Below are 13,907 nucleotides of genomic sequence, written 5' to 3' on the forward strand. Positions count from 1 at the left end.
AAGGTATTTGTATTTTTTAGATTGTTTGCATTTTGCAGCAAAACTTTGATTTCAGCTGGTTTTTTATTCGAGGAATCAAATGTGTATATTGCTTATTCATGACGGGTAATTCCTCGTATCGAGATCTCATTCAATCTTATGTCTGGTAAATTAGTTTTAAAGAAAACAGGAAAAATAGCGGGTATACTTTTAATCGTGTTGGTTATTGTTTGCGGACTATTTTTATGGATGGTTTCTTTAAAAGAGCCCGATATTTTAGATCAGGAAGCATACGTAAAATTAAAACGGGATTCTATTGCCAATGGATGGAAGTCCGGTAATAATTGGATTCATAAAAATGAGTATGGTCTGTATGAAATGTATCTTGAAGGAAAACCTTACGAACGCGGATACATGCATGGATTATTGGCGCAGGAATTGGTTGTAAGACAAGAGGATCATTTTGTAGATCGCTTGAATATGCTTATTCCATCCAGACTGTATCAGATTTTTTTAAAGCAGATCGTAGTATGGCTCAATAAAGATCTGGATGAAAATATCTCCGATGAATACAAACAGGAGATCTATGGTGTTTCTCAATTCGCTTCTTCAAAGTATGATTACATAGCACCCAAATATCAGCGCATATTAAATTACCACGGAGCGCACGACATCGGGCATGCTATGCAGAACATGAACCTGGTTGCCTGCTCATCTTTTGGTGCATGGAATGGATATACTGCAGACAGCAGTTTATTGATCGCACGTAATTTTGATTTTTATGCGGGAGATGATTTTGCACAGGAAAAAATTATTTTGTTTGTAAAACCCGATAGCGGTTATAAACTGATGATGGTTACCTGGGGTGGATTTACCGGCATTACTTCCGGTATGAATGAACACGGCCTGACAGTTACATTAAATGCTGCACCGTCTAAACTGCCTTCCAGTTCGGCAACACCAATCACCTTAATTTCCAGACAGATTCTTCAGTATGCAAAAAATATTGATGAAGCATTTGCAATTGCAGCGAAATCAAAATCGTTTGTTTCGGAATCGTTTTTAATCGGTTCAGCGCTGGATCATAAAGCAGTACTGATAGAGAAGACACCGGATACAACGATTCTTTATACAAGTCCGAAAGATGAAATACTAAGTACCAATCATTTTCAGAGTCCGTATTTTATGAACGACCCTGTAAATGTAAAACACAAAGAAGAAAGCGCAACGGTGTTTCGCTATAACCGATTGCAGCAATTGTTAAGTCGTGAGAAGGTACATACGCCTGCTTCAAGCGTTGTAATATTGAGAAACAGACTTGGATGGAATGATACTAATATTGGTTTGTCGAATGAAAATACCGTGAATCAATTGGTCGCACATCATTCCGTTATATTTCTTCCGGAGAAAAAAGGTGTATGGGTATCTTCAAACCCTTATCAAATGGGCACATACGTGTATTATGATCTGAATAAGATCTTTGGAACGGATTACGATGTTACGAAGCAAACCCATGTATACGAGGCCAGTCAGACCATTGCAGCAGATTCGTTTTTGACGACACCTGCGTATGCAGATTATGTGTTTTATAAAGTGATCTTACAGAAGATGCAGCGTTCGTCTTTTGAAGCAGCATTAACTGTTACGGAGATTCTAAAATTTGAAGCCTCAAACCCTGAATATTTTGATACGCATGTGCATATTGCGCAGTATTATATGGCTCGGAAGGCATATATACAGGCATTGCCTTATTTGAAAAAGGCTCAATCTAAAACGATTCCCAGAAAGGAAGATCGGGATAAAATTGTTAACTTAATTGAAATCTGCAACGCCGAATTATGACCGTAGGAATTGGAGTGGATATTGTTGATATAGATCGTATAAAAGAACGGATCGAAGCAGGTACAGGCTTTCGCGATTTGGTTTTTTCTACAGATGAAATTGCCTATTGTGAAAAGAAAACAAATCCATACGAGTCTTATTCAGCACGTTTTGCCGCAAAGGAAGCCTTTTTAAAAGCAGCAGGCATCGGCATTGATTTCAGTATGGATTTGAAAGAGATCGCTGTTGCGAATAATGAAAAAGGGAAACCTTATTTTATATTGACAGAACCTGTTGAACGTTTCTTACTTCATCAACTGGGCTTCATACCGGAGACACAACTTAGCTTATCGCATAGCAAACAACAGGCGATTGCTTTCGTACTATTTAATAAAAAATAAATGAATACTTCTTTCGATACAGAAGAGCAGATCTATCAAAAACAATATGCTGCATTAAAACTGCAACTGGCATATTTAGCTGAACACTCGCCGTATTATCGTCGTGTTTTTAAGCTAGCCTCTGTTGATGTTGCTTCTGTTCGTTCGATTGCTGATCTGTCTAAGCTTCCGTTTACAACAAAAGAAGAGTTGAATCAGTTTTATTCTGAAATGCTGTGCATAAGCGAAGATGCAATTGCTGATTCGGTAGTAACCTCAGGAACCTTAGGTGAACCGATTCCATTTCATTTGTCTGAGAATGATTTGCAGCGATTGGCACACAATGAATTTTTATCGCTTTCTATTGCCGGTATAACTGCACAGGATAAAGTGCAGTTATCTGCTACAATGGATAAGTTGTTTATGGCTGGAATTGCCTATTATATGGGCCTGCGCAAGATCGGAGCAGGAGTGATCCGTGTTGGTCCAGGTGCACCTGAATTGCAATGGTCAACCATTAAACGTTTCTCTCCAACTGTGTTTATCGGAGTACCCTCGTTTATTTTAAAACTATTGGATTATGCAGATGCGCATGGAATAGATCCTGCAAAGACATCTGTTAAAAAAATTATCTGCATTGGTGAAGCCATTCGCAACGAAGACTTCTCGTACAACAATCTTGGCAAACGTATCATTCAGCGTTGGCCTGTAGCATTGCATTCAACCTATGCGTCTACTGAAATGAGTACCGCATTTACCGAATGTGAAGCGGGTAATGGCGGACATCAATTATCGGATCTGATCATTACTGAATGCGTAGATGAAAACGATCAGCCGGTTTCGGAAGGTGAAATAGGAGAGCTTGTCATTACAACACTTGGCGTAGAGTCTATGCCATTGCTGCGTTTCAGAACTGGTGATCTGTGTCGTCTGTATACAAGTCCCTGCAGTTGCGGTCGTAAAACGGTACGTGTCGGTCCTATTGTTGGTCGTAAAAAGCAGATGATAAAATTTAAAGGCACTACGCTGTATCCGCCTGCATTGAATGAGATCTTAAATGAAATACCCTGCATCAGATCGTATTATACTGAAGTGTATAGAAACGAGTTGGGCTTGGATATGATTCGCGTACATGCTGCATGCATCAATGATAATGAGGAGAATGATAAGATCATCAAGGATCATTTTAAAGCGAAGATCCGGGTTACACCGGAGGTGATGTATGAAAAGTTTGAAAATATAGAAAAAGTCCGTAATAGTCTGAACTTCAGAAAGCCCGTAGACTTTATGGATAATCGGAAATAAGCTATTACATTTAGTTATAGTGTCTTGCGTCGGATCATAGCTCTATCCGCAACATTGAACAAATTGTATTTTTTGAACATTGTTTGTAAACATATACATGAAAAGTCCATTCAAAGTCTTAATTTTGTAAATTAAGTATACTGAATCGATTGGAATGGCAACTATTGGAGACCAAACATTAACATTAAGTCAAATAAGAGGTTTTTTATATTCGGATGAGCATCTTGAGATTAGCGAAAAAGCAATTGCTCGCGTCAAAAAGAATCATCAGTTTTTGGTTGAATTTTCAACAGATAAAATCATTTACGGAATCAATACCGGATTTGGTCCAATGGCTCAATACAGAGTCAGTGATGAAGAAAGAAAAAATTTGCAATACAATCTTATTCGCAGTCACTGTTCAGGCGCAGGCAACGTCTTAGATCCGATCTATGTTAAAGCAGCAATGATTGTTCGCTTAAACAGTTTTTTAATCGGTAAGTCCGGCGTGCACGAAAGTCTGATCTTCTTATTACGTGATCTGATCAATAACAACATTACTCCTGTTGTATATGAACATGGTGGCGTAGGGGCAAGCGGTGATCTTGTTCAGCTTGCACACTTAGGCCTATGCTTGATCGGTGAAGGAGATGTACACTATGAGGGTACGATCTGCAGCGCTGCAGAAGCATTTTCTAAAGCGAATATTAAACCCATCGCGATTCAGTTGCGTGAAGGTTTGGCTGTGATGAATGGTACATCGTTCATGACAGGGATCGGTGCAGTAAATTTAATTCAGGCAAACAATCTTGTTGAATGGTCTATCAATGCAGCTTCTCTGATCAATGAATTGATTGCATCGTACGATGATTATTTTTCTGCAGAATTGAATGAAGTAAAATTGCATTCCGGTCAACGCAATGTTGCGGCCGGTATACGAAAGAGGTTGGAAGGCAGTACGCTGATCAAATCAAGAGCAGTGCACTTATATAAAAAAGTGGATGAAATGTATTTTGAAGATAAAGTTCAGGAATACTATTCGATCCGTTGTGTACCACAAATCATTGGTCCAGTTTTAGACACGGTTACATATGCAATACAGGTCATTGAAAACGAAGTGAACTCTGTAAATGATAATCCGGTTGTAGATGAGGAAACAAATAATATTTACCATGGTGGTAATTTCCATGGTGATTATGTTTCTCTTGAAATGGATAAGGTGAAAATTGCTGTTACAAAATTGGCAATGCTTGCAGAGCGTCAGATAAATTATTTGATGAACAGCAAGCTTAATAATATGCTTCCGCCTTTCTTAAATAAAGGAGTGCTGGGCTTGAATTTTGGCTTGCAAGGCATACAGTTTACAGCAACCTCAACGGTTGCAGAGTCTCAGGCCTTGTCGAATTCCATGTATGTACACAGTATTCCGAACAACAACGATAATCAGGATATTGTTAGCATGGGTACAAACTCCGCTTTGATCTGTGCGAAAGTTATTGAGAATGCCTATCAGGTAATGGCAATTGAATTGATGTCATTGACACAGGCAATAGATATTCTACAATTATCAGAACGTTTATCTGCATACAATACAAATGTACTGGCTGTAATCCACACAGCATTTGTGCCGTTTACAGATGATCAACCAAAATACAAAGAAATTCAGCAGCTATTAGCTGCAATCCGGATTTCACAATCCTCTAACTAACGGTATATGTCTGCTAAACTTAAATACGCTTTAGTAACAGGTGCAGCAAGAGGCATTGGTAAAGCAATTGCAATAAAGCTTGCAGCCGATGGGTATCATGTATTGATCAATTACAGATCAAATGACGCCGAAGCTGAAAAAACAAAAGCTGTTATTGTTGAGCAAGGAGGGAATGCAACCTTGATGAAGTTTGATGTATCGGACCGCACGGAAGTAACTACCATGTTGGGTGGATGGTTAGAGCAGCATCAGGACGATGCAGTGATAGAAGTATTGATCAACAATGCAGGCATACGCAACGATAAGTTGTTGTTGTGGATGGAGCCGAAGGATTGGGATGGAGTGATGGATGTAAACCTTACAGGGTTTTATAATGTTACAAAAGCCATCATCAATCAAATGTTGTTGAACCGTTACGGTCGCATTATAAGTGTCGTTTCTCTATCAGGCCTTAAAGGTGTAGCCGGACAAATGAATTACTCAGCAGCAAAGGCTGGTGTCATTGGTGCAACAAAAGCCTTGGCTCAGGAAGTAGGCAAACGTGGTATCACAGTAAATGCGGTTGCTCCCGGTTATATCAAAACAGATATGACTCAGGATATAGATGAACAAGAGCTGAAGGCGCAGATTCCTGCAAACCGATTCGGTGACTCCGAAGAAGTTGCAGAACTTGTATCCTTTCTGGCTTCTAAGAAGGCTTCGTACATCAGTGCGGAAGTAATTTCTATCAACGGAGGTTTATATTCATAACCGTAGATATAAACCTGTATATATAATCACAATGTAATTCAGTTTCAATCAGAATTACATGCATTAAATTTCAAAACTACATGGCAGCTTGGGATGGTAAATCGAAAGGTTCAAAATCTGGCTACTCATTCTTTGTATTTATACTAAGAACGTTTGGCGTCTGGCCGACCTATGTCGTTTTATATCCCGCAGCATGTTATTTTTTTATTCAGCCGAATCAGGCATGGAAATCCATTTATTCTTTTTTGCGCACGAAAGTAGGCTTGTCTCCATGGAAGGCATTCACAGGAGTGTACAAGAACTTTTACATATTCGGACAAACATTGGTTGATCGGGTGATCGTGATGGCTGGCTACGGAAAATTTACATTCACCTTTGATGGAGAAGAGAATCTGATCCGTATGGTGGAAGAAGGTGCCGGCGGTTTATTGATAAGTGCACACCTGGGCAACTGGGAAATTGCCGGACATTTATTGTATCGTGTAAAAGCGAAAATAAATGTAGTAATGTTTGAAGGAGAACATGAAAAGGTGAAAGAATATATGGATCGTGTGAAAGGTGAAAAAAACTTAAACATCATCGCAATTAAAGAAGACCTATCTCATTTGTACGCAATCAACGATGCCTTTGAACGTAAGGAACTTGTGTGTATGCATGGGGATCGCTTCTTGCCGGGGGCCCGTACAATTGAAGTTCCCTTCTTAGGTGAACCGGCTTGTTTCCCAAGTGGTCCGTTGTTAATGGCTGCTAAATACAAGGTGCCTGTATCGTTCGTTTTTGCAATGAAAGAACATGCTTCTCATTATTATTTCAGTGCTACAAAAGGTGTTGTATACACATACGATCGCGATAAAAACAAACAAGCCGAACAATTGAAACAAACGGTCGGTATGTTTGTTCAGTTGATTGAAAAGAACATTAAGAAGTATCCATATCAATGGTTCAATTATTATAACTTCTGGCAAACAGGAAAGTAAAATATGCAAACAAAAGAAACAAGATCCTCGATGAGGTTTTATGAGGAAGATAAACTTGCTGCTGTAGATGCAAAATTTGAAGCACAGAAAATTGCCTTCGCACCTTTTGTATTTCAAGCCTCCATGGCTTTACGTGATTTAGGTATTCTGAAAATTATTGAAGATGCTGGTGTTACCGGTATTAGTCAGGATGATGTTGTTGCAAAGCTTACACTTTCAACGTATGGTGTACGTGTACTTGTGGAAGCCGGCTTGGGTATGGGGCTATTGATCTGTAAAGATGGGAAGTATGCACTTACCCGTGTGGGTCATTATATACTGAATGATTCGATGACCATTGCCAATATGGATTTTGTTCAGGATATCAATTATCAAGGCTTCTTTCATTTAAAAGAATCTATTGAAACCGGCAAGCCCAAAGGTTTAAAAGTATTCGGTGAGCACTACGAAACGTTTTATCAGGCGCTTTCTGAACTTCCAGAAAAAGAAAAACAAAGCTGGTTGGCATTTGATCATTTCTATTCGGATGATTCATTCAATAAAGTATTGCCAATGGTATTTAAATTCAATCCGAAAAAAATACTGGATGTCGGCGGCAATACAGGTAAGTGGTCGTTGAGCTGTGTGCATCATAATCAAGATGTACAGATGACGATTGCGGATCTGCCTCAGCAGATTGCGATGGCAAAAGAAAATATTAATCAGTATAAAGAAGGAAATAGAATATCCTACCATCCATTGGATATTTTGAAGGCTGAATCTACCTTGCCTGCAGGCTTTGATGTAGTTTGGATGAGCCAGTTCCTGGATTGTTTTTCTGAAAATGAAATCGTAAGCATTCTTAAAAAATCGCTATCTTCATTGAATGACAATGGAAAATTGATCATCATGGAAACATTCTGGGACAGACAAAAGTTTGAAGCTGCCGCATTTTGTTTGCAGCAGACATCTTTATATTTCACATGTATTGCAAATGGCAACAGTCAGATGTATCATTCTGAAGTATTCATTCGCTGCGTAGAGAAGGCAGGTTTCGTAATTGAAGAAGATATTAATAATGTTGGTATCAGTCATACCGTGTTGATCTGCAAAAAGAAATAAGTATGAACATATTGCTTCCGGATTCAGATATTGTTCGTTACATACCGCAGCGCCAACCCATTGTTCTGGTGGATGTACTTGTTGCTGTAGAGGATAACATAACGGAAACATCTTTTCTGATAAAGGATGGAGCATTGTTTATAGAAGATGGTGTATTGAAGGAACCTGGATTGATAGAGAACATTGCGCAAACTGCAGCTGCCGGCGTTGGTTATATCTGTGCTGTGAAGAATGAAGCAGTGCCTGTAGGTTTTATCGGAGCGATAACAAATCTGCGTATTGAATATCTGCCAAAAGTAGGAGAGACAATTCGTACACGTGTGGAAGTATTGGAAGAGATTTTTGATATGTCTCTTATCAAAGGAGAAAGTTTTGTGGGTGAGAAGCCGGTGTTATCGTGTGAAATGAAAATTGTTTTGAAGAAATAACAGATGAAAACATTGCGTCATGAAACAGAAGTAGTCGTTCGCTTCAGCGAAGTGGATTCGTTGCATATTGTGTGGCACGGACATTATGTTCGTTATTTCGAAGATGCACGTGAAGCTTTCGGATTGAAATACGGCATTCATTATTTAGATGTTCAGAAAGCTGGCTATTCCACACCCATCGTAAAAGTGCAGTGCGATTATAAAAGATCCTTGAAGTACGGCGATACAGCGCTTGTTGACGCAACCTTTGTAAATTCCGAAGCTGCAAAACTGATCTTTGCATTTACGATTCGTAATAAAGAAACAAAAGAAGTTATTGCTACAGGTGAAACGGTACAGGTATTTTTGGATGCAAACAAAGAACTGTGTTTAACGAATCCTCCATTTTTCAGTGCTTGGAAGAAAAGCAACAGCATTGAATAGTATGAAAAATCCTGTATACATGTTATCCGATTCGGTTGTGACTCCTTTGGGAAATACCATTGAAGAGAACATGGATAAACTGTATGCTAAAACTTCTGCTATTCGTCCATATAGTCACGCTCAGATGGGAACCTTGTTTCATTCTCAGTTTTCAGAGACAGATACATTTCCAACAAAAAAAGATTCCGGTGCATATACAAAAATTGAACGCTTATTTATTTATTCTATTGAACAGGCAGTAGCAAAGTTATCTTCAACGATAGATCAAAAAAATGTATTGTTCGTCTTTGCTTCTACAAAAGGAAATATCGAATATTTAGCAGATCCTGATTTTGATCCCGAACGTTTGCGTATAGGCATTATGGCTGATTACGTTGCACGGTATTTTAACAATCCCAACAAACCGGTTGTTGTATCGAATGCGTGTATCTCCGGCTTACAGGCAATACAGTATGCCTGTCAGATCCTGCAGCATAAAAAATATTCGCATGTAATTGTAAGCGGTGCCGATTGTGTATCTGAATTTGTATTGTCTGGTTTTTATTCGTTCCAGGCATTAAGTCCTTTCCCGTGTACACCTTTTGATAAGAGGCGTGCAGGTGTTTCTCTTGGTGAAGGCTGCGGTACAGTCATCTTATCTTCACAACCTGAATCCGATACAAACATAGAAATACGTGCAGCTGTATCTTCAAACGATGCCAATCATTTATCGGGCCCTTCGAGAACGGGAGAAGGCTTAGTATCTGCGATCAAAGCAGTGATAAAGGAAGCAGACATTCAGCCTTCAGAGATTGATGTTATATCTGCACATGGTACTGCAACAATCTACAACGATGAAATGGAAGCGTTGGCTTTTCAAACGATCGGTGTGAGTGCAGCGCCTGTATACAGTGTTAAAGGAAATATTGGACATACCCTCGGTGCGGCAGGCATTGTTGAGACGATCTATTTAGCAAACAGCATGCATCTGAATAAAATCATTCCTTCTGCAGGTTTTTCAGAAACGGGAACCAGTGTTGTACTGAATGTTGTTAGAGAAGCAGTTCCTCAGAAATTAACGATTGGCTTAAAAACGGCTTCAGGTTTTGGAGGCGGAAATGCAGCAATTATTTTAAAGAAGCAAAAATGACGTATAGCATAACTCGTTTTTGCCGCATCCGTAGAGATTCGGTTCAGGCCGATTCAGTTCGGATTAAAACAAACACAACCGAAGACCTTCAAAAGGTTGAATTTTCGGAGTTATATAAACATGTATCTATGGAGTACCCCAAGTATTTCAAAATGGATGCTGTTTCCAAATACGGAATTATAGCTGCAGAACACTTACTGAGAGGTATAGATCTCAAAGCGAAGTACACTGAAACAGAGATCGGTATTGTTTTGTCGAATGCATCTGGTTCTTTGGATACAGATGCTGAATTTCAGAAAACTATCCAGAATAAGGTGAATTTTTTCCCTAGTCCTGCTATATTTGTATATACACTCTCAAACATTGTAATGGGCGAGATCTGTATCAAACATAAAATCAAGGGAGAAAATATGTTTTTTCTCTCAGAAACCATTCAATCTGAACTATTAGAGGGCTTTGTGTCGGACTTATTCAATAAGAATTCGATACGTTGTGCTGTGGTTGGCTGGGTGGAATATTCGTTTGGAAAACCCGATGTGCTGCTTCTCTTAGTAGAAAATACAGAGCAAAAGAATATAAACCAAATCGAATTTACTTCGAATCAAATAGAATCATTATACGAGTTATGAACCAGTTAATAACTGAATTAAAAAAAGAAATTATTTATCAACTTAATCTTCAAGATATTACTCCGGAGTCAATTAAAGACGATGCGCCCTTGTTTGGCGAAGGTTTGGGATTGGATTCCATCGATGTATTGGAATTGATTGTATTACTTCAAAAGAAATACGGTATTAAAGTGAATGGTGCTGAAGAAGGTAAGACTGTATTTTTCTCTGTTAAATCTATGGCAGAGTACATAACTGCTAAGCAACAGCAGCAGCAACAACAATAACGTTTGTTATACATGTCTTCACGGGTCCTGATTACCGGCATTGGTTCTGTTTCATCCATTGGTTTAAGTATTCAGGAATTAACAGATTCCATTGTAACATCTTCGAGCGGAGTATCCCGTAAAACAAGACTGGACTCTATTTTGGCTCGCACCTTGCCAACTGCACAAATTCAGTTGAGCGATGAAGAATTAAAAAAAAGAATTCCCGGATTATCTTCCAAACAGGTTTATTCAAGAACGGCGCTGCTAGGTATGCTTGCTGCATCGGAAGCGATTGCGAATGCCGGATTGGCACCAAGTGATTGCAACGCTGCAGGTTTGGTGAATTCAACCAGCGCAGGTGGAATGGATAAAGGAGAAATTTTTTATGCGGATTATTTAACATCAGCAAACAAAGGAAATTTAAAATTTGCACAAACACACGATTGCGGTGATGCTGCCGAACAAATAGCTGCTTTGCTTCATATCGAACAATACATTACTACCATTAGTACCGCTTGTTCTTCTGCCGCAAATGCAATGATTCATGCAGCGCGCCTGATCAAGGCGGGTATCTGTGATATCGTGATAGCAGGAGGTTCAGATGCCATCTGTAAATTTACGATCAATGGTTTTAATTCGCTGATGATCTTATCTGATGAAGACTGTAAACCGTTTGATAAAAATAGAAAAGGGTTAAACTTAGGAGAAGCTGCAGGATATTTTGTGTTGGAATCAGAAGCATCGGTAAAGCGCAGAGGCGTGAAGCCATTGGCCGTATTATCCGGCTATGGAAATGCCTGTGATGCATATCATCAAACAGCGTCTTCACCGAATGGCGAAGGTGCCTATCTTGCAATGATGCAGGCCATTCGTACAAGTGGTTTTGAACCTGCTGAAATTGATTACATCAACGCACATGGAACCGGCACACAGAACAACGATCTGTCGGAGAGTGTAGCTTTGTTGCGTATCTTTACAGAAAGTAATTTGCCTCCTGTGAGTTCAACCAAAGCAATGACCGGACATACACTGGCCGCTGCGGGTGGGATAGAAGCGGTGTTATCTGTATTGGCCATACAGAACGGATGGATCTTTCCGAATAAAAATTTTAGTGAAGCAATTGAAGAAACAGGTATTATTCCTGTAACAGAACTTCAGACAAATAAAAGCATCAAACATATTTTATCGAATTCATTCGGGTTTGGCGGTAATAATTCATCTTTACTGATTTCAGCATGTTGATCCGGAACGTATATATCAATGGATTATCAGCCGTGTCGGTTCAACCAACATTTGATGAATCATTTCTGGATGGAAATAGTAAAGATCCGTCCTTTGTTTATATCAAAGGACTTGAACCCGATTACAAGCAATATCTGAATCCCACTGCCAGTAGACGTTTCAGTCGGTTGATAAAAATGTCCTTGGTCGCTGCACAGAAAAGTATTGCTATGGCCGATGGCGTAATGCCGGAAGCAATCATTACAGGAACAGGTTTAGGCTGTTTAGAAGATACAGAAAAGTTTTTGACTGCATTGATCGAAAGCAATGAATCCATGCTCTCGCCAACGGCCTTCATACAATCTACCCACAATACCATCAGCGGACAGATTGCTATGATGATCAACTGTTATAATTCGAATTATACCTATTCAAACAGATATTTTTCATTTGAATCTTCTTTGCTGGATGGCATACTGATGCTGGAAGATCGAAGTTGTAAGCATGTTCTGGTGAATGCGGCAGACGAAGTTATTCCTTCTGTACATAGCATTCTAAAGCGTATGCAGTTGTGGGATCGTAGGGAATGCATTCAGCAGCAGGCAAGCATGCCTGTTACAATCGGCGAAGGTGCAATGAGTATGATGATCTCGTCTGAAAAGAAGGATACATCGCTGGCACAGATCAAGGCATATAAATTACTCTATACACTTCCTGCAGAAAGTAGCATTGAAGGGCAGATAAAATCTTTTTTAGAAGAAGCAGCACTTTCTGTTTCGGATATTGACGTGATCCTGTTGGGTATGAATGGAGATGCATCAAATGATTGTTATTACACACCTGTCCAATCCTTGTTCACAGAATCAACACAGTTGGTATACAAACATCTATTCGGCGAATCCTTTACGGCTTCGTCCTTTGCTTACTGGCTTAGTGCGCAGATCATCCGTACAAAAAAAATCATACCGTCATGTGTTTTGTCTGATAAGAATCGTACACCCAAACACATGTTCGTTTACAATCAGTTTAGAGGAAAGTATCATTCATTCTGTTTATTGTCAGATGTTGAAGTATAACACAATCAAGTATTTCTTTTGGAGCATCTTGGTTAGTACAGTGCTTTATTCGTTATTTGTACAAAGCATATCGCTTTATTTTTTTATTCCGTTGGTGTGTGTGTGGTTGATCTACATTCTTTACGGATCTTTTAGGATGCGTGCCGAAATTTTTCTATCTTCTACATGTAGTGTTCCAAAAGCTGGTGCAACGAATATAATCCTTACGTTTGATGATGGTCCGGATCCGAAGTATACACCGCAGATACTGGATATCTTAAAACAAGCTCAGGTAACAGCCGTTTTTTTTTGTATAGGTAAAAACATAGTTGCTTATCCGGATTTAGTAAAACGCATTGCTGCAGAAGGGCATATTGTGGCCAATCACAGTTACAATCACTCAACTAATATTGGATCATATTCTACCTCAAAAGTAATGACGGAAATAGAGCAGACAGAAGAGGTTATTACCGGTTGTATCGGAAGTTCGTTAAAATTATACAGGCCACCGTTTGGTGTTACAAATCCAAACATTGGAAGAGCAGTCCGCGCATTAAATATGAAGGTAATAGGCTGGAATGTACGTTCATTTGATACGGTTAGTAAAAGTAAGGAAGCTGTGTTAAACCGTGTCACATCAGGGCTCAAAAATGGCGACATCGTGTTGTTTCATGATACCAAGGCACTGGCTGCCGATATTCTGGCCGATTTTTTGTTATTTGCAAGAGAGAAAGGATTTACGATTGATTGTAGTCCGATACGAGAATTATAAAA

The 13,907-nt window shown here is 39.2% G+C and carries 15 protein-coding genes; all 15 read left to right on the forward strand.

Going from position 1 to position 13,907, the window contains the following annotated elements; translation table 11 throughout:
* Positions 1-138 precede the first annotated feature (138 nt).
* The 15 genes from A3EE_RS0119470 to A3EE_RS0119540 all read left to right on the forward strand — a co-directional run bounded on the left by A3EE_RS0119470 (position 139) and on the right by A3EE_RS0119540 (position 13,905).
* Positions 139-1,821, forward strand: coding sequence for a C45 family autoproteolytic acyltransferase/hydrolase (locus tag A3EE_RS0119470; protein WP_026209880.1), 1,683 nt, complete (start codon positions 139-141; stop codon positions 1,819-1,821).
* On the forward strand, positions 1,818-2,201 hold the full coding sequence (acpS, locus tag A3EE_RS0119475) for a holo-ACP synthase (protein WP_018345127.1): 384 nt from the start codon (positions 1,818-1,820) through the stop codon (positions 2,199-2,201). Before A3EE_RS0119470 ends, acpS begins: the two co-directional genes overlap by 4 nt.
* Entirely contained in the window at positions 2,202-3,485 is a 1,284-nt protein-coding gene (gene flxY / locus A3EE_RS0119480; protein ID WP_018345128.1) for a flexirubin biosynthesis putative acyl-CoA ligase FlxY, read from the forward strand.
* Between the two features lie 154 nt (positions 3,486-3,639).
* Positions 3,640-5,172, forward strand: a complete 1,533-nt coding sequence (flxA, locus tag A3EE_RS0119485; RefSeq protein WP_018345129.1) for a flexirubin biosynthesis tyrosine ammonia-lyase FlxA — start codon at positions 3,640-3,642, stop codon at positions 5,170-5,172.
* Positions 5,173-5,178: 6 nt separating this feature from the next.
* Entirely contained in the window at positions 5,179-5,922 is a 744-nt protein-coding gene (gene flxB, locus A3EE_RS0119490) for a flexirubin biosynthesis SDR family reductase FlxB (protein WP_018345130.1), read from the forward strand.
* Between the two features lie 80 nt (positions 5,923-6,002).
* Positions 6,003-6,899 (forward strand): lysophospholipid acyltransferase family protein, encoded by an 897-nt coding sequence (locus tag A3EE_RS0119495; protein ID WP_018345131.1) that lies wholly within the window; start codon positions 6,003-6,005, stop codon positions 6,897-6,899.
* 3 nt (positions 6,900-6,902) lie between these two features.
* Positions 6,903-8,000: a methyltransferase gene (locus tag A3EE_RS0119500; protein WP_018345132.1), complete on the forward strand. Its 1,098-nt coding sequence runs from the start codon at positions 6,903-6,905 to the stop codon at positions 7,998-8,000.
* A gap of 2 nt (positions 8,001-8,002) precedes the next feature.
* Positions 8,003-8,428 (forward strand): hotdog family protein, encoded by a 426-nt coding sequence (locus tag A3EE_RS0119505; RefSeq protein ID WP_018345133.1) that lies wholly within the window; start codon positions 8,003-8,005, stop codon positions 8,426-8,428.
* A 3-nt stretch (positions 8,429-8,431) separates the two neighbouring features.
* Entirely contained in the window at positions 8,432-8,851 is a 420-nt protein-coding gene (locus A3EE_RS0119510) for an acyl-CoA thioesterase (RefSeq protein WP_018345134.1), read from the forward strand.
* A gap of 1 nt (position 8,852) precedes the next feature.
* Entirely contained in the window at positions 8,853-9,980 is a 1,128-nt protein-coding gene (locus A3EE_RS0119515; protein WP_018345135.1) for a beta-ketoacyl synthase N-terminal-like domain-containing protein, read from the forward strand.
* Positions 9,977-10,609 carry a beta-ketoacyl-[acyl-carrier-protein] synthase family protein gene (locus tag A3EE_RS0119520; protein ID WP_018345136.1) on the forward strand — a complete coding sequence of 211 codons (633 nt, stop codon included), beginning with the start codon at positions 9,977-9,979 and terminating at the stop codon, positions 10,607-10,609. Before A3EE_RS0119515 ends, A3EE_RS0119520 begins: the two co-directional genes overlap by 4 nt.
* On the forward strand, positions 10,606-10,875 hold the full coding sequence (locus tag A3EE_RS0119525; RefSeq protein WP_018345137.1) for a phosphopantetheine-binding protein: 270 nt from the start codon (positions 10,606-10,608) through the stop codon (positions 10,873-10,875). Before A3EE_RS0119520 ends, A3EE_RS0119525 begins: the two co-directional genes overlap by 4 nt.
* A 12-nt stretch (positions 10,876-10,887) precedes the next feature.
* Positions 10,888-12,099, forward strand: a complete 1,212-nt coding sequence (locus tag A3EE_RS0119530) for a beta-ketoacyl-[acyl-carrier-protein] synthase family protein (RefSeq protein WP_018345138.1) — start codon at positions 10,888-10,890, stop codon at positions 12,097-12,099.
* Positions 12,093-13,154 (forward strand): beta-ketoacyl synthase chain length factor, encoded by a 1,062-nt coding sequence (locus A3EE_RS0119535; RefSeq protein ID WP_018345139.1) that lies wholly within the window; start codon positions 12,093-12,095, stop codon positions 13,152-13,154. Before A3EE_RS0119530 ends, A3EE_RS0119535 begins: the two co-directional genes overlap by 7 nt.
* Positions 13,141-13,905: a polysaccharide deacetylase family protein gene (locus A3EE_RS0119540; RefSeq protein WP_018345140.1), complete on the forward strand. Its 765-nt coding sequence runs from the start codon at positions 13,141-13,143 to the stop codon at positions 13,903-13,905. Before A3EE_RS0119535 ends, A3EE_RS0119540 begins: the two co-directional genes overlap by 14 nt.
* The last annotated feature ends 2 nt before the right edge of the window (positions 13,906-13,907 follow it).

Source organism: Cytophaga aurantiaca DSM 3654 (assembly GCF_000379725.1).
In the GTDB taxonomy this organism is placed as follows: domain Bacteria; phylum Bacteroidota; class Bacteroidia; order Cytophagales; family Cytophagaceae; genus Cytophaga; species Cytophaga aurantiaca.